This window comes from Actinomycetospora succinea (genome assembly GCF_004363095.1).
GTDB classification, from domain to species: domain Bacteria; phylum Actinomycetota; class Actinomycetes; order Mycobacteriales; family Pseudonocardiaceae; genus Actinomycetospora; species Actinomycetospora succinea.
The window spans coordinates 445830-465933 of record NZ_SNYO01000003.1; the positions used below are offsets into that span (position 1 = coordinate 445830).

The window sequence follows — 20104 nt, forward strand, 5'->3', positions numbered from 1 at the left end:
ACGGAGTAGACGACGCCCGGCCGCTCGCGGCGTGGCATGAGGGCGCCGTTCGGCCCCGACGCCGACGCGACCTCACCGAGAAAGGCCGCCTGTCGATCTGCGTCACGGGCCCGGCTCTCGGCCACCCGCCTCGGCGAGCTCGGCAAGGATCGATGACCTGGTCGACCAGGACGACGCGGCCGTGAGGTCAGCCGCCCGACCGGGCGGACTCGTGGACGCGCAGCCGCACGAGCGCCGCGTCGAGCAGGCCTGGCGACGGGTCCGGGCGGCGGGCGATCAGGTCACCGAGGACGTGCTCCGCCTCCGTCCGCTGGCCCGCGCGGAGGTCCTGGAGCAGTGAGGGGACCAGCTCGGAGCCGGGCTCGGTCACCGTCTTCCGAGCGACGGCCAGCGCCTCCTCGGGTTGCGGGAAGCCGTGCGCCGCGGCGATCGCCGCGGATTCCGCGACGAGCTGCGCGGCGATCCAGGACCCGCCCGCCGCAACGAGCTCCCCGATCGAACCGCCCACCAGTCCGGTCGCCCCGGCCGCGGCCGCGATGAAGACCCACTTCGCCCACATCTCGGCGGCGATCTCGGACGAGCGGTGCACCGTGAAGCCGGGGCAGGTCAGCAGTGCCTCGAGGTCGTCGACCGGAAGGCGCAACGGGCCGCGGGCGCCGAAGGTCAACCGCGCACCACCACCGAGGTGGCGGATCGTGCCGTCGTCGTCGCGGCGGACCGACACGAAGCACGTGCCACCGGCCACCGCGTCGGCCCCGAAACGCTCGTCGAGCACGTCGAGCTGACGCATGCCGTTGAGCAGTGGCAGCACCACCGCGCCCCGACGCACCACGGGTTCGATCTCCCGCGCGACCGCGTCGAGGTCGAACGCCTTGCACGCCACCAGGACCAGACCGAACGGCTGCTCCGAGCCGAGCTCGGCCGCGGTGAGGGTGCACGGGTGCGCCAGCTCCGCGGAGGCCACCGCGCTGTCGACCGACAGGCCACTCGCCAGGGCCGCCCGCCGGGCCGGGCGGACCAGGAAGGTCACGTTCCGCCCGGCCGCGGCGAGCTGGGCACCGAAGAACGAACCGATCGCGCCGGCCCCGGCCACCAGGATCCGGTCAGGGGACACGGAGTACGACCTTTCCTCGCGTCCGGCCCGAGTCGATGAGGCGATGCGCCTGAGCGACCTCGTCGAGGTCGAACACGCGGGTGACCACCGGCCGGAGGTCACCCCCGTCGATCAGTCCGGCGATGTCGGCGAGCCGGGGGCCGTTCGAGTCGAGCACGAACGTCTGCGCGGTGATCCCGAGCCCGGCCGCCGTCGCCACGTCGGGCACGCCCGCGATCGTGACCAGCGTGCCGCCCGGGACCACGACCCCGTAGGAGCGCTCCAGCGTCCGGCCACCGACGGTGTCGAGCACGACGTCGGCGAACCGGCCGCGCGCCGCGAAGTCCTCGTTGCGGTGATCGACGACCTCGTCGGCACCGAGCGACCGCGCGAGCTCGATGCCGTCGCCCGACGCCGTCGCCACCACCTTGGCGCCTCGGTGGCGCGCCAGTTGGACCGCCATCGTCCCCACGCCCCCGGCGCCGGCATGGACCAGGACGGTCCCGCCCGACCCGAGCCCGCCGAGGTCGAACAGGGCCTTCCACGCGGTCAGCGTCACCAGCGGGACGGCGGCGGCGGACTCCGAGGACAGGGCGCGCGGGATCGCCGCGATCTCGCCGGCATCGACCGCGAGGTACTGAGCGTAGCTCCCGTCCCGCGCCAGGGACGGCCGACCGTAGACGACATCTCCGACCGACCACCTGGTGGTCGCGGAGCCCACGGCGACGACCGTCCCCGCGAAGTCCCAGCCCGGAATCCACGGGAGCGGGCGATCCGACACCGTGAACACCCCCTGCCGGACGAGCGAGTCCACCGGATTGACTCCCGCCGCATGGACTCGCACCAGGACGTCCCCAGGGCCGGGCTCGGGAACCGGCGCGGTCTCCACCGCCAGCACCGACTCGTCGCCGAAGCCGTGAATCCGCACGGCCCTCATCTCGTCGCTCGGCATCGCTGTGCTCCTCCCGCTCATCACGATCGAAAGTAGGAGCGGATCCGTCGAGGTGGGTGGGTGCGGCGCACCCAGGCAGGCGGGCCGACGCGCGGTTAGCTTCGAGTTCATGGATCACGGCAATGAGCTCGGCGAGTTCCTCCGGGCGCGTCGGGCGCTCGTGCCGGCGGAGTTCGCCGATCGCTCGCCCGACCCCGCGCGCCGGGTCCCCGGGCTGCGGCGCGAGGAGGTCGCCCTGCTCGCCGGAGTCAGCACCGACTACTACGTGCGCCTCGAACAGGGCCGCGAACGGCACCCGTCGCGACAGGTGCTGATCGCGATCGCCCGTGCCCTCCACCTCGACGACGCCGCCGTCGCCCACCTGCTGCGCATCGGCTTCCCCGACCTGCACCCGACGAGCGCGCCGGTCACCCGGGTGGCCCCGGAGCTGCAGCGCCTGATGGACCAGATGGCAGGCGTTCCGGCATTCGTCGTCGGCCCGGGTCAGGACGTGCTGGCCGCCAACGCGCTCGCGCAGGCCGTCTACCGGGGCTTCTCGGCGTTCGACAACCTGCTCCGGATGATCTTCCTCGACCCGGTCGCCCGCGAGTTCTACCTCGATTGGGACCAGGTCGCCCGCACCGCCGCGCGCAACCTGCGTGCTGCGGCGCCCGCCGCAGTCGAGCGCACCGAACAGGTGGTCGGCGCGCTGTCGGTGCGCAGCCCCGCGTTCGCCGCGCTCTGGGCCGAGCACGACGTCGGCCCCCGCACGACGGAGGTGAAGCGCTTCCGGCACCCCGACGTCGGTGAGATCGCACTGCACTTCGAGTCGCTGACCGTCGTCAGCGCACCGGGCCAGCACCTCTCGGTCTATACCGTCGAGCCAGGTAGTTCGAGCGCGGCACGCCTCGAGGCCCTGGCCTCGCCGGCCCACGATTCCGTCAGATAGCTCGCAACCCTCACGACCGGAGCCGTACGGCCACGCATCGGCCTACCACCGGCCGCTCCAACGGACTGCGCCAGGGTTTCGCCGCGGCCGCCCGAGCGGCGACTCCGTGCTGGCCACCGACAGCCGCGACGGCACCTCGTCAGGGCGACGTCTCGGCGCCTACCACCCGAGGAACTACAGGAGCAACGATGAGCAACCGAATCGCCCCACTACTCGACCAGACGGCCGTCCTCGTCTGGCACGCCGCGGAATGGCACCGCCACCACAGCCCGGCATCGCCGTCGAACCACGCCCGGAACGAGTCCACGAACGTCGGCGACCCGACGGGAAGCATCGAGCCGGTTCCCGTCCGCGCGGATGACGGTTCCGGGGATCGGCAGACGACCTCGCGGCGAATGTGCGCCTGACGCGCTCGACCAGGTGAGCGTGGGGTGGACGCCGCGCGGCAGGGGTCGCCACGGGCGGCGAGGCCGGCGTCGCCGCGCTGGCCGAGGGGGAGCGCATGGAGGCCGGGTGGAAACGAAGGCAACCGAACCCTCGACCCGCGCCCGGCACTGATGGCCGACCGTCGAGATGGGTGGAGACGAAGGGAATCGAACCCTCAACCCCCGCCTTGCAAAGATGGACGATTGCGTTGACCAGGGCCGCTACCAGCAACAACGTCATCGCGGGCCGTCACTCGATGCTCCCCGGCATCGCCGTTAGCCCTCGTTTCGTGCCACGAGGCGTGCCACGTCGTCAGCGGTGCTGGGGACTCGATGGTCAGGCCGTGCCGGTGCGCTCGCTGCGGATGATCCCGACGGTGTCGAGGATGTGCTGCTTCATGTGCCGCGCCGCGGCGTCCGGATCGCGCTCGTGGAGGGCCTCGCGCACAGCCTCGTGATCAGCGTGGCGCTGCTCGAGGGCGCTGTGCAGCGGCAGGTCCGAGGGCCCGGTGTTGATCAGGAAGTCGCTGAGGTCCCAGAGTCTGGCGGCGTAGTCGACGATGATCCGCGAGTGGGCCATGGTGTGGATGACGCCGTGGTACTCGCGGTTGGCGACCCGGTAGCCGTGAGAGCGCTCGGCAGGGTCATCCGCGTGGGTGAGGGCCTCGATGCGGGCACCGACCGTGTCGAGCTCTCGGAGCTGAGCGCCAGTTCGCCGCGAGGCGGCGAGGCCGGCGGCGGTGGACTCGACGCTGGCGAACAGCTCGAAGAAGTCGTCGATCTCCTCCGGGGCGTAGCGAGCGACCTCGACCCCGACCTGGGGAATGATCTCGACGAGACCATCGATCGAGAGGCGCCGTAGCGCGTCCATCACGGGCTGCTTGCTGACTCCATGCGCCTGGGCGATCTGCTCGACCGAGAGACGCTCGCCGGCCTGGTGGTCGCCCTCGAGCAGGCTCTCCTTGATCCCGTCGTAGACCACCGACGCGAGCCGAGACCCCGTGGGGCGCCGACCACCCGTCGCTGCTGACGCCAGCCTCGGGCGCCGGGTCGAGCCCGGTGACGGCAACGGATCAGGAACGCTCACGAGCCCACCGTAGCGACGACCGAAGGCCGGTTCAGCGTCGTCCGCAGGCATCGCGGCTCCTCAGAACGTGGGGGTTGTGGGCCTGGAGAGGCCCGCGCTACCTTCCACTGGCACGCTAGCATTTCAGTTGCTCGACGGGGAGCCTCTGGCTCCCGTTTGTGGAGGTGGCCGCCATGGCGTTGGCCCTGTGCGCTATGTCCCACTCACCGTTGCTGAGCCTCAACGAGCCTCGCAGTGAGGTGCGGGCGCGGGTCGACGTGGCCCGCGAGGAGGCCCGGGCGTTCGTCACCGCCTACGACCCGGACCTGGTGGTCGTGATCGGGCCGGACCACTACAACGGCTTCTTCTACGACCTGATGCCGCCGTTCTGCATCGGCACCGCGGCGACCTCGATCGGCGACTACGACACCGTGGCCGGCCCGCTGCCGGTCGAGCACGACACCGCCCTGGCGATGGCCGGCGCGGTGCTCGACGCCGAGGTCGACGTCGCGGTCTCCGAGCGGATGAAGGTCGACCACGGGCTCGTGCAGCCCCTGGAGTTCCTCTTCGGCGGCTTCCACCGCTGCCCACCGGTGATCCCCGTGTTCATCAACGGGGTCGCGGTACCGCTGGGACCGGCGCGCCGTGCCCGGCTGTTGGGCGACGCGATCGGCCGGTTCGCTGCCGGCCTGGACCGCCGCGTGCTGTTGCTCGCCTCCGGCGGCCTGTCGCACGACCCACCGGTCCCCCAGCTCGCCTCGGCCACCCCCGAGGTGGCCGAGGGCCTGATCGACGGCCGCAACCCGACCCCGGAAGCCCGTGCCGCCCGGCAGGAGCGCGTGATCGTCACCGGTCAACGCTTCGCCGAGGACCCCACGACGCTGCAGGACCTCAATCCCGAGTGGGACCAGCTCGTCCTCGACACCCTGGCCTCGGGCCGCCTGGCCGACGTGGACGGCTGGAGCAACGCCTGGTTCCAGGAACAGGCCGGCAACTCCTCGCACGAGGTCCGCACCTGGATCGCGGCCTACGCCGCGCTCGCCGCCGCCGGCCCCTACGAGGTCGGCACCCGCTTCTACGAACCGATCCGCGAGTGGATCGCCGGGTTCGCGGTCACCACCGCCACCCCGACCACCGGCCAGGCCCACCTCGCCATGGCCAGCGCCCACAGCACCACCACCGGCGCCTGACGCGCCGATCTCCCATCTCAGGACGGGCCGCTCACCACGAGCGGACCGGCGAAGGAGCAGTCATGGAGTTCTGCGTAGGAACCTGCGCGAAGATCGACTCGGTCGGGCTGGTGAAGCAGGCCGAGGACCTGGGTGCCAGCCACTTCGGCGTCGGGGACGGCCCGCTGCTGTTCTCCGACCCCTACCAATACCTCGCCCTGGCGGCCCAGCAGACCTCGACGATCAACCTCGGGACGTGGGTGACCAACCCGCTGACCCGCATCGCCCCGGTCACCGCCAACTCCCACGCCACCCTCAACGCGCTGGCCCCGGGCCGCACGTTCATGGGCATCGGGACCGCGAACAACGCGCTGCGCTCGATGGGCTCGGCGCCGGCGACGATCAAGGACCTCGACCAGGCGGTCCGCGTGTCGCAGAAGCTCATGGCGGGCGAGCGGACCGAGTTCACGTGGCGTGGCGAGACCCGCGAGGTGGAGTTCCTCGACCACAACGGCTATTGGTACAACGACTCCGACCCGATCAAGACCTGGATGGCCGCCGGCGGGCCTCGCGGGCTGCGGCTGGCCGCCCAGACCGCAGACGTCATCTGCTACTGCCTCGGGCCGCAGCCCGAGATGATCCAGCTGATCCGCCGCGAGATCGACAAGGGCGTCGCCGACGCCGGCCGCCCGCCGGGCTCGGTCAAGCTGGCCGGGCTGGCGTGGTTCTACCAGCTCGAGAACGGCGAGGACTGGCAGGACGCGGTCGACAACGGCTTCGGCTCGGGCCCGATCAGCTCCTGCATCACCAACTCCGGGCTCATGGCCCAGCACGTCGAGGAGCTCGGCCAGCCCATCGTCGACGCCTCCGCCAAGGCCGCCATGGCCTATCTCGGTGACCCGAACGACCCGAACCCGCCGCACCACCTCGACGTGTGGTCGAAGTATCTGCGCGGGCTCGACCCCAGCCACCGGCCTCTGATCACCAAGGAGCTCGTCGACTACTGGTGCCTCTACGGCACCCCCGACCAGCTGCTGGAGAAGACCCAGCTGATGTACGAGAACGGCGTCGACATCGTCTCGGTGTTCATCTCCAACCCGTTCCGGGCCACCACCGACATCGACAACATCGGCAACTCGATCATCGCTCGCCTCTGAGCAGGCCGACCCACCACCAGCAGAAAGAGGTCCGACGATGGAACTCGACCCCCGCACGACCGCCGTGGTGGCCGTGCACATGATCAACGACGTCGTCACCCACGAGGGCGCCTTCGGGCAGTTCTTCGGCGAGGGCGTCGAACGCGGACAGATCATCCGCCAGGTCGGGCGGCTCCTCGACGCCGCCCGCACCGCCGGCGCCACCCCGGTCTACACCCGCGTGGTGTTCAAGCCCGGCCACCCCGACCTCGTCGTCAACTGCCCGCTGCTCGGCGTCGTTGCCCAGACCGGCGCAGTCGAGGACGGCAAGCCCGGCGCCGAGATCGTCCCCGAGCTCACTCCGCAGCCCGGCGAGCACGTCGTCGACCACCAGCGCCTCACCGGCTTCCACGGCACCGAGCTCGACGTCCTTCTGCGCGGCAAGGGCATCAAGACCGTCGTGCTCGCCGGTGTTGCCACCAACGTCTCGGTCGAGGGCACCGCCCGCGAGGCCGTCAACCTCGGCTACCGCACCATCGTCGTATCCGACGCCTGCTCCGCGGCCTCCGACGAGGCCCACCAGGCCACCCTCGACACCTTCGGCCTGCTGGGCGAGGTCGTCACGGTCAACGAGGTCGAGGCGGCGCTGGAGAGGGCGGCGGTGCCGGCGTGACCGCAGCGGACACCGAGAAGCTCTCCATCTGGAACACCCTCAAGCTCGTTCCGCACACCGTGCGGTGGGTCCAGGTCGGTGACTGGGACACCCGTGTTCTCGAAGCCGGCCAGGGCAGTCAGGAAGCGCTCGTGCTCATGCACGGGACCGGCGGGCACCTCGAGGCCTACACCCACAACATCGCCCGCTTCGCCGAGCGCTACCACGTGGTCGCCTACGACTTCCCCGGTCACGGCGGCACGACCCACGCCAAGGCCGACCTCGAGCTCGACACCTACGTCGAGCACCTGGCCGGGCTGCTCGACGAGCTCGGTGTCGAGAAGGCCCACCTGAACGGGGAGTCCCTCGGCGGCTGGGTGGCGATCAAGTTCGCCGCTGCCCACCCGCAGCGAGTGGCCAAGAGCGTGCTCAACACCCCCGGCGGCACCATGGCCACACCTGAGGTCATGGAGCGCATCCGCAGCCTCTCCCAGGCCGCGGCGGACGACCCGACCCCCGAGCAGGTGCGGGCCCGCCTCGAGTGGCTGATGGCCGACAACGCCACCGTCACCGACGAGCTCGTCGACGTCCGGCGCACCCTCTACGCCCGCCCCGGCTACGCGGAGTCCGCCCGGCACATCCTGTGCCTCCAGGACCCCGACATCCGCCGCCGCAACATGGTCACCGACGACGACCTCGCCGCCGTGCCCGGACCAACCCTCGTGGTCTGGACCAGCGACGACCCGTCCGGACCGGCCAAGACCGGCATGGACATGGCCGAGAAGATCCCCAACGCGCGCTTCGAGGTCATCACCGGGGCCGGCCACTGGCCCCAGTGGGAGCAGTCCGAGCACTTCACCGACCTCGTCCTGGACTTCCTCGAGGACTGACCAGGAGACGCCCGTCCCCGGTCGCCCCGCTCCGGGGACGGGCCGCCGCCGGTCCCACCCGATATCTGTCAGGAAGGACGCCTCCGTGCCGTCCCCCAGCTCCACCGCGCACGTCGACCAGGCCGCCGTCGAGGACGCGGCCGCCCGACTGATCACCGCCGCCGACGAGCGCCAGCCGTGCCCGCCGGTGCGCGACCTGATCGGGCGCGACGACGTGCGCGCCGCCTACGCGGTCCAGAGCGTCCTCCACGAGCGCGCACTGGCCGCCGGACGCCGCGTCACGGGCCGCAAGATCGGTCTCACCGCGCCGGCCGTCCAGGCCCAGCTCGGGGTCGATCAGCCCGACTTCGGCGTGCTCTACGCCGACATGGACGTCACCGCCGACGCCACGGGCAGCGGCGTGGAGACCACGAGGCTGCTCCAGCCGAAGATCGAGGCCGAAGTCGCCTTCGTGCTGGCACAGGACCTGCACAGCCCCACCGCGGACGGGACCTTCCGAGCCGAGGAGCTGGCCGACGCCATCGCCGCGGTGGTCCCGGCGCTGGAGATCGTGGACTCCCGCGTCGCCGGGTGGGACATCTCCTTCGGGGACACGGTCGCCGACAACGCCTCGTCCGGGCTCTACGTGCTCGGCACTGACCGTGCCGAGCCCGACCTCTTCGGGCCCGACCTCGACGCCGGCCTCGCCGCAGTGTCGATGACCATGACGCGCGGCGACACGGCCGATGCGGAGCAGGTCTCCGCCGGACACGGCGCCGACTGCCTGGGCAGCCCGCTCCGGGCGCTGGCCTGGCTCGCCGCCACGGCGGTCCGGTTCGGCGACCCGCTGCGCGCCGGCCAGGTGATCCTCGCCGGCGCCCTCGGCCCGATGGTGCCGGTCGCCGCCGGCGACACCTTCCGGGCCGACATCACCGGCCTGGGCTCCGTCGCCGCCCGCTTCACCCCCTCCTCCCAGGAGCACTCATGACCACCACCAAGGTCGCCATCATCGGGTCGGGCAACATCGGCTCCGACCTCATGCTCAAGATCGTTCGGCTCTCCGAGAAGCTCGAGGTCGCGGCACTGGTCGGCATCGACCCCGATTCCGACGGACTCGCCCGGGCCAGGCGCCTCGGCATCGCCGCGGTCGACACCGGCGCCCAGGGGCTCGTCGAGCTCGAGGGCTTCGACGACACCGACATCGTCTTCGACGCCACGTCCGCCAGGGCGCACGTCGCCAACGCCGAGCTGCTGCGCCCGCACGGCAAGCGCCTGGTCGACCTCACGCCCGCGGCGATCGGCCCCTACGTCGTGCCGCCCGTGAACCTCGAGTCGCTGGTCGACGCCGGAGACGTCACCGACGTCAACATGGTCACCTGCGGCGGCCAGGCCACGATCCCGATCGTCGCCGCGATCTCCTCGGTGGCCCCGGTGCCCTACGCCGAGATCGTCGCCTCGATCGCCTCGAAGTCCGCCGGCCCCGGCACCCGGGCGAACATCGACGAGTTCACCGAGACCACCGCGGCCGCGATCGAGCATGTCGGCGGCGCGGAGCGCGGCAAGGCGATCATCGTCCTCAACCCCGCCGACCCGCCGCTGATCATGCGCGACACCGTGCTCTGCCTCGTCGGCGACGCCACGAACCCGCCGGATGAGCAGGTCCTCGCCGCGGAGCTCACGGCAGCGGTCGAGGCGATGGTCAAGACCGTCGCCGAGTACGTCCCCGGCTATCGCCTCAAGCAGGCCGTCCAGGTCCGGCCCGTCCCCGACGACCAGCCACTGCACACCCTCATCGGCGAGCACGCCGCCTCCGAGCACCGCCCGACCCACCAGGTGTCGGTGTTCCTCGAGGTCGAGGGCGCCGCGCACTACCTCCCGGCCTACGCCGGCAACCTCGACATCATGACCTCGGCGGCCCTGCGCGTCGGCGAGGAACTCGCCACCCGGAGCGCCTCATGAGCACCCCGAACCTCTACGTCCAGGACGTGACCCTGCGGGACGGCATGCACGCCATCCGCCACCGCCTCGCCCCCGAGACCGTCGGCACGATCACCCGCGCCCTGGCCGACGCCGGCGTCGACGCCATCGAGGTCTCCCACGGCGACGGGCTCGCCGGCGCGAGCCTGACCTACGGGCCCGGATCGAACACCGACTGGGAATGGATCAGCGCCGCGGCCGAGGCGATTGACGCCGCCGAGAACAGCCCGGTGCTGACCACGCTGCTGCTGCCCGGCATCGGCACCATCGCCGAGCTGCGTCGCGCCTACGACCTCGGGGTGCGCTCGGTACGGGTCGCCACCCACGCCACCGAGGCCGACGTCGCCGCCCAGCACGTGGCCACCGACCGCGAGCTGGGCATGGACGTCTCCGGCTTCCTCATGATGAGCCACATGGCTCCCGCCGAGGAGCTCGCCCGGCAGGCCAAGCTCATGGAGTCCTACGGCGCCCACTGCGTCTACGTCACCGACTCCGGCGGCCGCCTCACCATGGACGACGTCCGCGACCGCATCCGCGCGTACCGCGACGTCCTCGAGCCGGTCACCCAGATCGGCATGCACGCCCACGAGAACCTCTCGCTCTCGGTCGCCAACTCCGTCGTCGCCGTCGAGAACGGCGTCACCCGCGTCGACGCCTCCCTCGCCGGTCAAGGCGCCGGCGCCGGCAACTGCCCGATCGAGGCCTTCGTCGCCGTCGCGAACATCCACGGCTGGACCCACCGCTGCGACCTGTTCGCCCTGCAGGATGCGGCCGACGACCTCGTTCGCCCGCTGCAGGACCGGCCGGTGCGTGTCGACCGCGAGACGCTGACCCTCGGCTATGCGGGCGTCTACGGCAGCTTCCTGCGCCACGCCGAGAACGCCGCCGCCCACTACGGGCTCGACACCCGCGACATCCTCGCCGAGATCGGACGGCGCGGGCTCGTCGGCGGCCAGGAAGACATGATCGTCGACGTCGCGCTCGACCTCGTGACCGAGCGGGGTGCCGCGTGACGGCACCGATCGACCCGACGACGCTCACCGTCGGGGTGCTGGGCGGCACCGGCGCCCAGGGCACGGGCCTGGCCCTGCACTGGGCTCGTGCCGGCATCAGCGTCGTCATCGGTTCCCGCGACGCCGGTCGCGCCGAGGTCGCCGCCAAGGAATACCGCGAGGCCACCGGTGTCGACCACGTTCGGGGCACCGACAACGCCACCTGCGCCGCCGAGTCCGACGTCGTGCTCGCCGCGATCCCGTGGGAGTCGCACGCCGAGACGCTGCACGGGCTGGCTGCACCACTGACGGGCAAGATCCTTGTCGACTGCGTCAACCCGATCGGGTTCGACAAGAAGGGTCCGTACCCGTTGCCGGTCGAGGAGGGCAGCGTCGCCCAGCAGGCCGAGCACCTCCTTCCGCAGTCCCGGGTCACGGCGGCGTTCCACAACGTCTCGGCGGTACTGCTCGCCGACCTCGAGCAGTCCGAGGTCGACTGCGATGTCCTCGTCCTGGGCGACGACCGCGACGCCACCGACGTCGTCCGCGCCCTCGCCGACGCCATCCCCGGCATGCGCGGGATCTACGGCGGACGGCTGCGCAACGCCTACCAGGTGGAGTGCCTGACCGCGAACCTCATCGCGATCAACCGCCGCTACAAGGTCCACGCCGGCATCAAGATCACCGACCTCTGAGCTGCGGCGACCACACCGCCGCGCCACCTCCGAAGACCTCCTCGAGCACGACCTGGAGACGTCATGTCCATGCCAGCCACCACTCCCAGCACCTACACCGGCCGACTGCCCCAGGGCGCCCTCACCTCCGAGGCACCCGGCGCCCGTGTCGTCGCCGGACCGGACGCGGACGGCTTCGACACCGACGTCCTGGTCATCGGCACCGGACCCTTCGGCATCGCCACCGCTCTCGCCCTGGCCACCTACGGCATCCGGGTCCGCACGGTCACCCGCTGGAACTGGGTAGCCAACGGACCCCGCGCCCACATCACCAACCAGCGCACCCTCGAGGTCCTGCGCGACCTCGACGTCGAGCAGGAAGCCCTCAAGCACGCCACCCCGTGGGAGCTGATGGGCGACACCCTGTTCGCCACCAGCCTCACCGGCGACGAGATCGCCCGGCTACGCACCTGGGGCACTGGCGACGACCGACACGGCGACTACGTCCTCGGCAGCCCCTGCCCGCTCGCCGACATCCCCCAGCCCTACATGGAGCCCGTGCTGGTCGCCGCCGCCGCCGAGCGCGGCTGCATCTTCGACTTCAACACCGAGTACCGCGGCCTCGACCAGGACGACGACGGCGTCACCGTCCACCTCGCCAACGCCCTCGACGGCCGCACCTACGACCTGCGCGCCCGCTACCTCGTCGGCGCCGACGGCGCCCGCTCCCAGGTCGTCGCCGACCTCGACCTGCCCATCGAGGGCACCATCGCCCGCGCCGGCACCCTCTACACCCGCTTCCGCGCCGACCTCTCACGTCACGTCGAGCACCGGCCGAGCATCCTGCACTGGTTCATGCGCCCCGGCGCCAGCTTCGGCGAGATCGGCATGGGCCTGCTGCGCGCCATCCGCCCCTGGGACGACTGGATCGCCGGCTGGGGCTACGACATGGCCGACGGCGACCCCGACACCGACCCCGAGCGCGTCACCGCCAAGATTCGCGAACTGATCGGTGACCCCGACCAGGACATCGAGATCGTGTCCTGCGCGCCCTGGTACGTGAACCAGGCCAACGTCACCCAGTGGTCGAAGGGCCGCGTGTTCTGCGGCGGCGACGCCGTGCACCGCCACCCACCGTCGAGCGGACTGGGCTCCAACACCTCCATCCAGGACGGCCACAACCTGGCCTGGAAACTCGCCTACGCCGTCCGCGGCTGGGCCGGACCCGATCTTCTCGACACCTACGACGACGAGCGCCGCCCCGTCGGCGAGCAGATCGTCGCCCGCGCCAACCAGTCGCGCGTCGACTACGCCCCGCTCAACGACTGCTTCCGCACCGAGGGCGAGGCGGACCCCATCGCCGCCGGACTCGCCAAGCTGCGCGACCCCTCCCCGGCCGGCGTCGAGGTGCGCGCCGCGCTCACCGAGGCCCTCGAGCTCAAGAACCACGAGTTCAACGCCCAGGGCGTCGAGCTCAACCAGCGCTACACCTCCACCGCCGTCGTTCCCGATCCCAACGCCGCCCCGGAGGAGTGGCCCTGCGACCCCGAGCTCTACCTGCAGGCCACCACCAGGCCGGGCGCCAAGGTCCCCCACACCTGGCTCGTCGACGCCCGCGGACGGCGCACCTCGACCCTCGATGTCACTGGGCACGGCCAGTTCACCCTCCTCACCGGATTCGCCGGGCAGGCGTGGGTCGCCGCGGTCCGCAAGCTCGACCTGCCGTTCCTCGACGCGGTCGTCGTCGGCGCGAAGGGCACGGAGGACCCTTACCGCGGTTGGGATCGCCTGCGCGAGGTCCACGACGCCGGCGCCGTCCTCGTCCGCCCCGACGGCTTCGTCGCCTGGCGCCACCTCGACGCCCAATGGGACGACGACGACGCGCAGCGGGCGCTCGAGGACGCCCTGCACCGAGTCCTCGGGATCACCGAGCCGCCGACAGCATCGGGAGCAGGGCCGTCGTGAATCCCGGCCGAAGCCCCTCCGGGACCGACAGCTCAGACCGCGACACCGCCGTCCCCGACGTCGCTCTCAGCCCCAAGGCCGGGCGCGCCGCCGGACGAGTCCTCGTCGGCAGCTTGATCGCCTTCGACCTCGTCTTCTTGCTCGCGACACTGACCAACCCGACGTGGTGGCGGTGGCCCGTGCTGGTCGTGATCGTCGTCGCGCAGCTGGCCTTCGCGCGCCTCACGCGTCTTTCCCCCTCGCCGTAGCGCGCTGGAGCTCGGTGAGGGAGAAGCGAGCGACCAGAGGTTCCGGCCATCCAGCGCGTCCGGTGTGGTCCGTGCAGCGGCGATCCGCCGACCCCTCCTGATGGGCGACGTATCGAGCGGAAGGGCACCGCCTCGATTTCGTGCCACGTCCGGACCCGGACGATCATCTAGTCGACCGTTCTTGCTGGTCACAGTGGGTGGAGACGAAGGGAATCGAACCCTCAACCCCCGCCTTGCAAAGATGCGCGATCGCCTAGCCCAGGGCCTCTACCAGGAGCAACGTCCTCGCGAACTGTCACTCGGCGCTCTACTGCAGCGCCGGTAGCCCTCGTTTCGTGTCACGAGCCGTGTCATGGTCGGTTCACGACCTGGTGCCCCGGGTCGGAGCGGCGGGCGGCAAGAAGCGTTGCGCAGCCGCCAGCGGTGATGGCGGCGATGGCCAGGCCCGTCGCCGTCCAGGAGTACGCGTGGGCGGAGACCACGGCGCCCGGCACGTCGGCGAGCGAGAGGTAGAGACTGCCGAGCGTGGCGACGCCGACGACCTGACCGAGCTGGAAGACCGTCACCACCACCGCGCTCGCGTCGGCCGCGTCCTCGACGGGGACACGGGCAAGCGTCATCCCGACCAACGGGCTGACCCCTAGTCCCAGGGCGGCGCCGAGGACCAGCAGCACCGCCATCAGGGACAAGCCTGCCGGTGAGCCGTCGTGGAGCACCGCGACGGAGCCCGCGTAGCCGAGGACCGCGAGGAAGAGTCCGGTCGGGGCGACGCGAGGGTGCCAGCGGGCGGGCAGGCGCTGCCAAGTCAGGGAGGTCGTCGCGAACCCGATGGCCGAGGGTGCGAACTCCAGGCCGGCGCGCGCGGCGCTCTCCCCGAGCCCGGACTGCAGATGCAGGGCGAGGGTGAACAGTTGGCTGCTGTAGGTGATCATCGCGAACAGCAGCGCGACGGCACCGATGGCCAGGCCGGGTGCCCGCAGCGCGCGCCGCGACAGGATCGGCGAACCGCCGTGCGTCTCGACTCGTCGTTCGACGGCCAGGAACACCCCGGCCGCGACGGCGCTGCCGGCCAGCGAGACGAGACACCACGTCGGCCACCCCGCCTCGTCTCCGAGGACCAGCGGGAGGACGAGCAGCAGGATGGCGACGCCGAACGTCACAGAGCCCGCCGGGTCGAGACGCCGGGTGGGGTCACCTCCGTCGCGGGGCAGGGCACGTCGTGCGAGTACGACCAAGCCCATGCCGACGGGGACGTTGACCAGGAAGACGGGCCGCCAACCGGTGCCGGCGACGTCCGCGCTGACGAGCAGGCCGCCGGCGATCTGTCCGAGGATGCCGGCGCCGGCGACGGTCGCCGCGAACAGCGACAGGGCGCGGGTCCGGGCGGCACCTGTGGAGGTGCGTTGGATGAGGCTCATGATCTGAGGCACCATCAGCGCCGCCGCGGCGCCCTGCGCCACGCGGAACGCCACCAGGCTGGCGGTGGTCGGCGCGACGCCGCACAGCAACGAGGTCGCGGTGAAGGCGAGCAGACCGGTGCAGAACATCCGGCTGTGGCCGCAGCGGTCGCCGAGGCGGGCGCCGAGGATCAGCAGCACCGCGTAGCTCAGGGTGTAGCCGGAGACCGACAGTGCCAGGCCGGGCCCGGAGGCGTGAAGGTCGGTGCGGATGGTGGGTGCGGCGACGTTGACGATCGTGGTGTCCAGCACCGCCATGAACTGGCCCAGCAGTACCACGACCAGCACGGCGGCAGGGGCTCGCCGCGCAGGCGGCGCGGCAGGGGTGGTGGACCCGGAGGTTGTCACAGCGTGGGCGCCGGGCAGCCGGGCCCGGACGCTGCGGCGCGCACGAGCGCCCGGGGATGGCCGAACAGCCCAGGCAGACCGCCGCTGTGCAGCAGGACCGTGCGGCGCCCGGGACGGATCGTGCCGTCGGCGAGGGCGGCAACGAGTCCGGCCAGGGCCCGGCCGGTGTAGACGGGGTCGAGGACGAGGCCCTCGGTGCGCGCGGCGAGCAGCATGGCGCGTGCGACCGCATCGGTCTGGGTGGCGTACCCGTCGCCGACCTGGTCCCGGCGGATTCGGAGCTCCCCGCCGCCCGCCGGGGCGGGCAGCTCGTCGAGGAGACCGGCGACGACGTCGTGGGGGTCGTCGACAGCACCCGAGTCGACACCGAGGACGGATGCCGGCCCGAGCGCGGACACCAGCCCGGCCATCGTGCCGCCAGAGCCGAGGGCGACGACGACGGTGTCGAGGTCCGAGATCTGGTCGCGGAGCTCGAAGCCCGCCTCGCGGTAGCCGAGGGCCCCGGTCGGGCTGGAACCGCCGAACGGGACGAGGGCGTGCCCCGGAGCGGCGGCGACGGTCGCGGCGGTCGCGATGAGCCCGTCGTGGTCGACGTCGCCTGCCCAGACGATCCGAGCGCCGAGCAGTGCGTCGAGGACAAGGTTCCCGGCGGCCGGGGCGTCGTCCGGATATCCGGGGAACACGAGGACCGCGGCGAGGCCAGTACGGGCTGCGGCCGCCGCGGTGAGCCGGGCGTGGTTGCTCTGCGGAGCGCCGGCGGTAACGAGGGTGTGGGCACCGCGGTCGAGCGCAGCGCCCACCGTCCACTCCAGCTTGCGAACCTTGTTGCCGCCGCCGCCGAGCCCTGTGAGGTCGTCCCGTTTGACCAGGAGGTCATCGGGCTGCAGGCCAAGGGCACGGGCGAGCCGCGGAGCGGGCTCCACGGGGGTGGGCCAGGTAGCCAGCGGTACCCGTGTTCCGAGGGTGAGCACGGTCGTCCTCCTCGTCGTGGCGGCTGCCGGGGTCAGGCGTCGACGGCGTCGGTGACGGCGCGCCATTCGTCGAGCTCGGCCAGGCGCGCCTCGAGGGCGGCCCGCATGTCTCGCGCGCCCGAGGCTCCGAGGGCCAGGCGCAGCGGTGGGCGGTCGGCGTCGGCCGCCGCGAGCATGCCCTCGGCGATGCGCTCGGGAGCGGAGAACGCGTCGGGGGGCCGCTCGGCGAGGGCCTTCTGCACCGCGCGCACCGTGCCGTCGTAGTCGGCGAGGGTGCCGGTCGTGTCGAGGTTGGTCAGGAAGGCACTGGCGGTGGGCCCTGGCTGGACGAGGGTGACCGCGATGCCGAGCGGGGCGACCTCCGCGACGAGGGCGTCGGTCAGACCTTCGACGGCGTACTTCGTGGCCGCGAGCAGCCCGACGCCCGGGTGCGCGGACTGCCCGTAGAGTGATGAGCCCTCCAGCAAGTGCCCGCTGCCCTGTCGGCGCAGGACAGGCAGAGTGGCGCGCAGGACGTTGAGGACCCCGAACACGTTCGTGTCGAACACGGCGCGCACCTGGACGTCGGTTGCCTCCTCGACGGCGCCGAAGAGCCCGTAGCCAGCGTTGTTGGCCACGACGTCGATGCGGCCGAACGCCGCGAGGGTGGCCTCGACCGCGCGGCGCACCGACTGCTCCTCACGGACGTCTGCCTCGACGGGCAGCAGGCGCTCACCATGCTCGGCGTGCAGGTCGGTGAGTGCCGCCGAGTGACGGGCGACGGCGGCGACCTGCTCCCCGCGCTGCAGGGCGAGTGCGGTCAACGCGCGTCCGATGCCGGAGGTCGCTCCGGTGACGAACCAGGTACGGGTGGTCGTCGCGTGGCTCATGGCTGCCTTTCGAGGGGTCGTGCGGGCGGGTTGCAGCCGGCCGGCCCGGACGCCGCTCGGGGCGTCCGGGTCCGGTCCGGTCATAGGGCGGCGTCGGGGCGGAGCAGGACCTCGTTGACCACGGCCCCGGCCCGGCGGGTGACGACGAACGAGATCGTCTCGGCGACGTCCTCGGCGGTGAGGAGGTTGGTGGTGCCGAACGTCCCCTCGGCCCCCTTGAGCACCTCGGGACGGATGTGCCCGAAGAGCTCGGTGGCGACCGGGCCGGGCTCGACGAGCGAGACCCGGACGTGACGGCCGGCGACCTCCTGGCGCAGCGACTCGCTGAACCCACCGACACCGTGCTTGGTCAGGTTGTAGACGCCCATCCCGACGCGGGAGGTCCGCCCGGCCTCGGAGCTGACGTTGACGATGTCCGCTGTGCGGCGGTCGCCGGTCTCTACGGCGGCGAGCAGGTGCGGCAGGGCGGCGTGCGTGGTGTAGAGCAGGCCCTGCACGTTGATGGCGAGCATGCGGTCCCACTCCTCGACCGGCGCGTCCTCGATCGGGCCGAGGAGCATGACGCCGGCGTTGTTGACCAGCGTGTCGAGGCGGCCGAATGCCTGGACCGCCTGATCGACCGCCGACGCGGCCTGGCGGCGGTCGGTGATGTCGGCGGCCACCGCGATCGCGTCGCCGCCGGCGGCGCGGATCGTCTCGACCAGGTCGTCGAGGCGGTCCTTTCGGCGGGCGACGAGCGCCACGCTCGCGCCCTGCGCGGCGAGGCCCGAGGCGGTCGCGGCGCCGATGCCGCTGCTCGCTCCGGTGACCAGCGCCGCCGTGCCTGCGAGAGGGGTGTCCATGTCTGTCTCCGATCGTCGGTCCCGGGCGGGCCGCACCAGCCTGACATAGCCAGATTGATTCTGCCTATGTCTTTCTGTGGTTAGGATCGTGATGTGGCCGACCCCGGAAGCACCCGCCGCCTGGGCCTGGACGCCGCCCCCGAGGGCCTCTCGATCGCCCAGGACGTGCTGAACACCGCACCGATCGCGGGGTCGGGCGTGTCCGACCTGCTCGGCGACGTCGCCTCGGCGCGCTGCTCGATGGACGCCGCCGTGGCGCTCTGGGCGGAGCAGACCGGTTCGGACACGCCCGTCGTGACACTCGGCGAGTCCGACCTCGAACCCTTGCGCGAGCTTCGCGACGAGCTCCGCCGCTGGCTGCTCGACCCGACGGCGGGCCTCGGTCGGACCGCCACGCTCGCCGTGGCCCTTCGACGCGACGGTGCGATCTACACGCCCGACGGCATCGGCGCGGACCAGATCACCGGGCTCGTCACGACCGAGCTCGTGATCGCGTCGCGGACGGGACGGCTCCGTCGGCTCAAGACGTGCGCCAACCACGCCTGCCGCGCGGCGTTCTACGACGGATCACCCGGCGCCACCCGCACCTGGCACGACGTCAAGACCTGCGGCAATACTGCCAACCTGCGAGCGTCGCGCGCCCGGCGCCGAACACGGTCCGCCTGACCGAGAGGGCGTGAATCGTATCGACCCGGGCCGTCCGGTCACTCGAGGGTCGATCGCCCCGTTGCATTGTCGTCGTGATCAGGGCTCGGGGCGTTGCCAAGGGTCCTGTTCCCACAGCGCACGTGGCGGAGCCGCACCTTGTGGCTGCTGTCAACGTGACGCGGCCGGTGTCGACGTCGAGCACCGCCGCAATTCGCGTCACGTCCGGACACGGAAGATCATGTCAGGTTAACGTCATCGCAGGTCAAGATGGGTGGAGACGAAGGGAATCGAACCCTCAACCCCCGCCTTGCAAAGATGGACGACCGCGTTGGCCAGGGCCTCTACCAGCAACAACATCCCCGCGGACGGTCACTCGGTGCTCCACAGCATCGACGGTTGACCCTTGTTCCTGTCACGAGCCGTGTCACGTCGCCCCGCTCACGGAGGCCCTGGCTCGTCACCTACCTCGGCTCCGGCAGCTCGTACCAGGCTGCTGCGAAGAGATCGATGTCGATCAGGTCGGGGTGGCTGAACAGGAGTCGCTCACCGCGGTCGAGGGTGTTCCGGCCGCGTCCGTAGTGCGGGCAGGCGCCGTGGTGGACGACCTGCCGGGCCATCCAGGTTCGCGTCGACCCACAGTCGCCGCAGGGTGTCTGCTCGGTGTGTTGCATGTCCCGGTGAACCCCGATATCCCGGGTTCGTTGCAGGCTCCGCCGGATCGACGGCTCGGCGTGGCGTGGTTCACGACCTAGGCAGGACTGCAACCCGCGGGCCGGCAGTGGGGTCCTGAGGGGCGTCCCATCCCGACGGCCCGGCACGGCGC

The 20104-nt window shown here is 71.8% G+C and carries 19 protein-coding genes; 12 read left to right on the plus strand and 7 right to left on the minus strand.

Going from position 1 to position 20104, the window contains the following annotated elements; translation table 11 throughout:
• Positions 1-187 precede the first annotated feature (187 nt).
• Entirely contained in the window at positions 188-1114 is a 927-nt protein-coding gene (locus tag EV188_RS13375; protein WP_166659868.1) for a ketopantoate reductase family protein, read from the minus strand.
• Positions 1104-2156 (minus strand): zinc-binding dehydrogenase, encoded by a 1053-nt coding sequence (locus EV188_RS13380; RefSeq protein WP_133826753.1) that lies wholly within the window; start codon positions 2154-2156, stop codon positions 1104-1106. Before EV188_RS13380 ends, EV188_RS13375 begins: the two co-directional genes overlap by 11 nt.
• On the opposite strand from EV188_RS13380, the gene EV188_RS13385 reads away from it, so the two are divergent.
• Entirely contained in the window at positions 2155-2973 is an 819-nt protein-coding gene (locus EV188_RS13385; RefSeq protein ID WP_133826754.1) for a helix-turn-helix domain-containing protein, read from the plus strand. The genes EV188_RS13380 and EV188_RS13385 overlap by 2 nt on opposite strands.
• Before the next feature lie 762 nt (positions 2974-3735).
• On the opposite strand, the gene EV188_RS13395 is transcribed toward EV188_RS13385, so the two are convergent.
• Positions 3736-4380: a GntR family transcriptional regulator gene (locus EV188_RS13395; protein WP_208114172.1), complete on the minus strand. Its 645-nt coding sequence runs from the start codon at positions 4378-4380 to the stop codon at positions 3736-3738.
• A 278-nt stretch (positions 4381-4658) separates the two neighbouring features.
• Between EV188_RS13395 and EV188_RS13400 the strand changes: the two genes are divergently transcribed.
• From EV188_RS13400 to EV188_RS13445, 10 genes are all read left to right on the plus strand, one after another.
• The gene (locus EV188_RS13400) at positions 4659-5654 is read left to right on the plus strand and encodes a 3-carboxyethylcatechol 2,3-dioxygenase (RefSeq protein ID WP_279536734.1); all 996 of its coding nucleotides are present in this window, start codon (positions 4659-4661) and stop codon (positions 5652-5654) included.
• A 62-nt stretch (positions 5655-5716) separates the two neighbouring features.
• On the plus strand, positions 5717-6790 hold the full coding sequence (locus tag EV188_RS13405; protein ID WP_133826757.1) for an LLM class flavin-dependent oxidoreductase: 1074 nt from the start codon (positions 5717-5719) through the stop codon (positions 6788-6790).
• A gap of 37 nt (positions 6791-6827) precedes the next feature.
• Positions 6828-7442, plus strand: a complete 615-nt coding sequence (locus EV188_RS13410; RefSeq protein WP_133826758.1) for a cysteine hydrolase family protein — start codon at positions 6828-6830, stop codon at positions 7440-7442.
• Positions 7439-8311, plus strand: coding sequence for an alpha/beta fold hydrolase (locus EV188_RS13415; RefSeq protein ID WP_133826759.1), 873 nt, complete (start codon positions 7439-7441; stop codon positions 8309-8311). The genes EV188_RS13410 and EV188_RS13415 overlap by 4 nt, the downstream gene beginning before the upstream one ends.
• Positions 8312-8396: 85 nt before the next feature.
• Positions 8397-9278, plus strand: a complete 882-nt coding sequence (locus EV188_RS13420) for a 2-keto-4-pentenoate hydratase (protein WP_133826760.1) — start codon at positions 8397-8399, stop codon at positions 9276-9278.
• Complete coding sequence (locus EV188_RS13425) at positions 9275-10249, plus strand: acetaldehyde dehydrogenase (acetylating) (protein WP_133826761.1); 975 nt, start codon at positions 9275-9277, stop codon at positions 10247-10249. The genes EV188_RS13420 and EV188_RS13425 overlap by 4 nt, the downstream gene beginning before the upstream one ends.
• Positions 10246-11280, plus strand: a complete 1035-nt coding sequence (gene dmpG, locus EV188_RS13430) for a 4-hydroxy-2-oxovalerate aldolase (RefSeq protein WP_133826762.1) — start codon at positions 10246-10248, stop codon at positions 11278-11280. The genes EV188_RS13425 and dmpG overlap by 4 nt, the downstream gene beginning before the upstream one ends.
• Positions 11277-11954, plus strand: coding sequence for an NADPH-dependent F420 reductase (gene npdG / locus EV188_RS13435; protein WP_133826763.1), 678 nt, complete (start codon positions 11277-11279; stop codon positions 11952-11954). The genes dmpG and npdG overlap by 4 nt, the downstream gene beginning before the upstream one ends.
• 63 nt (positions 11955-12017) lie before the next feature.
• Positions 12018-13898, plus strand: a complete 1881-nt coding sequence (locus EV188_RS13440; protein ID WP_243741670.1) for an FAD-dependent monooxygenase — start codon at positions 12018-12020, stop codon at positions 13896-13898.
• Positions 13895-14146 carry a hypothetical protein gene (locus EV188_RS13445; protein WP_133826764.1) on the plus strand — a complete coding sequence of 84 codons (252 nt, stop codon included), beginning with the start codon at positions 13895-13897 and terminating at the stop codon, positions 14144-14146. The genes EV188_RS13440 and EV188_RS13445 overlap by 4 nt, the downstream gene beginning before the upstream one ends.
• A gap of 350 nt (positions 14147-14496) precedes the next feature.
• Here EV188_RS13445 and EV188_RS13450 read toward each other — a convergent pair whose 3' ends face one another.
• Genes EV188_RS13450 through EV188_RS13465 form a run of 4 tightly spaced genes read right to left on the minus strand, consistent with a single transcriptional unit; the run spans position 14497 to position 18633 of the window.
• Complete coding sequence (locus tag EV188_RS13450) at positions 14497-15891, minus strand: MFS transporter (protein WP_243741671.1); 1395 nt, start codon at positions 15889-15891, stop codon at positions 14497-14499.
• 56 nt (positions 15892-15947) lie between these two features.
• Complete coding sequence (locus EV188_RS13455) at positions 15948-16922, minus strand: pyridoxal-phosphate dependent enzyme (RefSeq protein WP_208114173.1); 975 nt, start codon at positions 16920-16922, stop codon at positions 15948-15950.
• 32 nt (positions 16923-16954) lie between these two features.
• On the minus strand, positions 16955-17875 hold the full coding sequence (locus EV188_RS13460; protein WP_341770758.1) for an SDR family NAD(P)-dependent oxidoreductase: 921 nt from the start codon (positions 17873-17875) through the stop codon (positions 16955-16957).
• Positions 17872-18633 carry an SDR family NAD(P)-dependent oxidoreductase gene (locus EV188_RS13465; RefSeq protein WP_133826767.1) on the minus strand — a complete coding sequence of 254 codons (762 nt, stop codon included), beginning with the start codon at positions 18631-18633 and terminating at the stop codon, positions 17872-17874. Before EV188_RS13465 ends, EV188_RS13460 begins: the two co-directional genes overlap by 4 nt.
• Before the next feature lie 93 nt (positions 18634-18726).
• Between EV188_RS13465 and EV188_RS13470 the strand changes: the two genes are divergently transcribed.
• Positions 18727-19299: a CGNR zinc finger domain-containing protein gene (locus EV188_RS13470; RefSeq protein WP_133826768.1), complete on the plus strand. Its 573-nt coding sequence runs from the start codon at positions 18727-18729 to the stop codon at positions 19297-19299.
• The last annotated feature ends 805 nt before the right edge of the window (positions 19300-20104 follow it).

Coding starts and splice junctions, on each gene's coding strand:
- EV188_RS13385 (WP_133826754.1), top strand. CDS start 2,155: ATGGATCACGGCAATGAGCTCGGCGAGTTCCTCCGGGCGCGTCGGGCG.
- EV188_RS13380 (WP_133826753.1), bottom strand. CDS start 2,156: ATGAACTCGAAGCTAACCGCGCGTCGGCCCGCCTGCCTGGGTGCGCCG.
- EV188_RS13400 (WP_279536734.1), top strand. CDS start 4,659: ATGGCGTTGGCCCTGTGCGCTATGTCCCACTCACCGTTGCTGAGCCTC.
- EV188_RS13405 (WP_133826757.1), top strand. CDS start 5,717: ATGGAGTTCTGCGTAGGAACCTGCGCGAAGATCGACTCGGTCGGGCTG.
- EV188_RS13410 (WP_133826758.1), top strand. CDS start 6,828: ATGGAACTCGACCCCCGCACGACCGCCGTGGTGGCCGTGCACATGATC.
- EV188_RS13425 (WP_133826761.1), top strand. CDS start 9,275: ATGACCACCACCAAGGTCGCCATCATCGGGTCGGGCAACATCGGCTCC.
- dmpG (WP_133826762.1), top strand. CDS start 10,246: ATGAGCACCCCGAACCTCTACGTCCAGGACGTGACCCTGCGGGACGGC.
- EV188_RS13440 (WP_243741670.1), top strand. CDS start 12,018: ATGTCCATGCCAGCCACCACTCCCAGCACCTACACCGGCCGACTGCCC.
- EV188_RS13460 (WP_341770758.1), bottom strand. CDS start 17,875: ATGACCGGACCGGACCCGGACGCCCCGAGCGGCGTCCGGGCCGGCCGG.
- EV188_RS13465 (WP_133826767.1), bottom strand. CDS start 18,633: ATGGACACCCCTCTCGCAGGCACGGCGGCGCTGGTCACCGGAGCGAGC.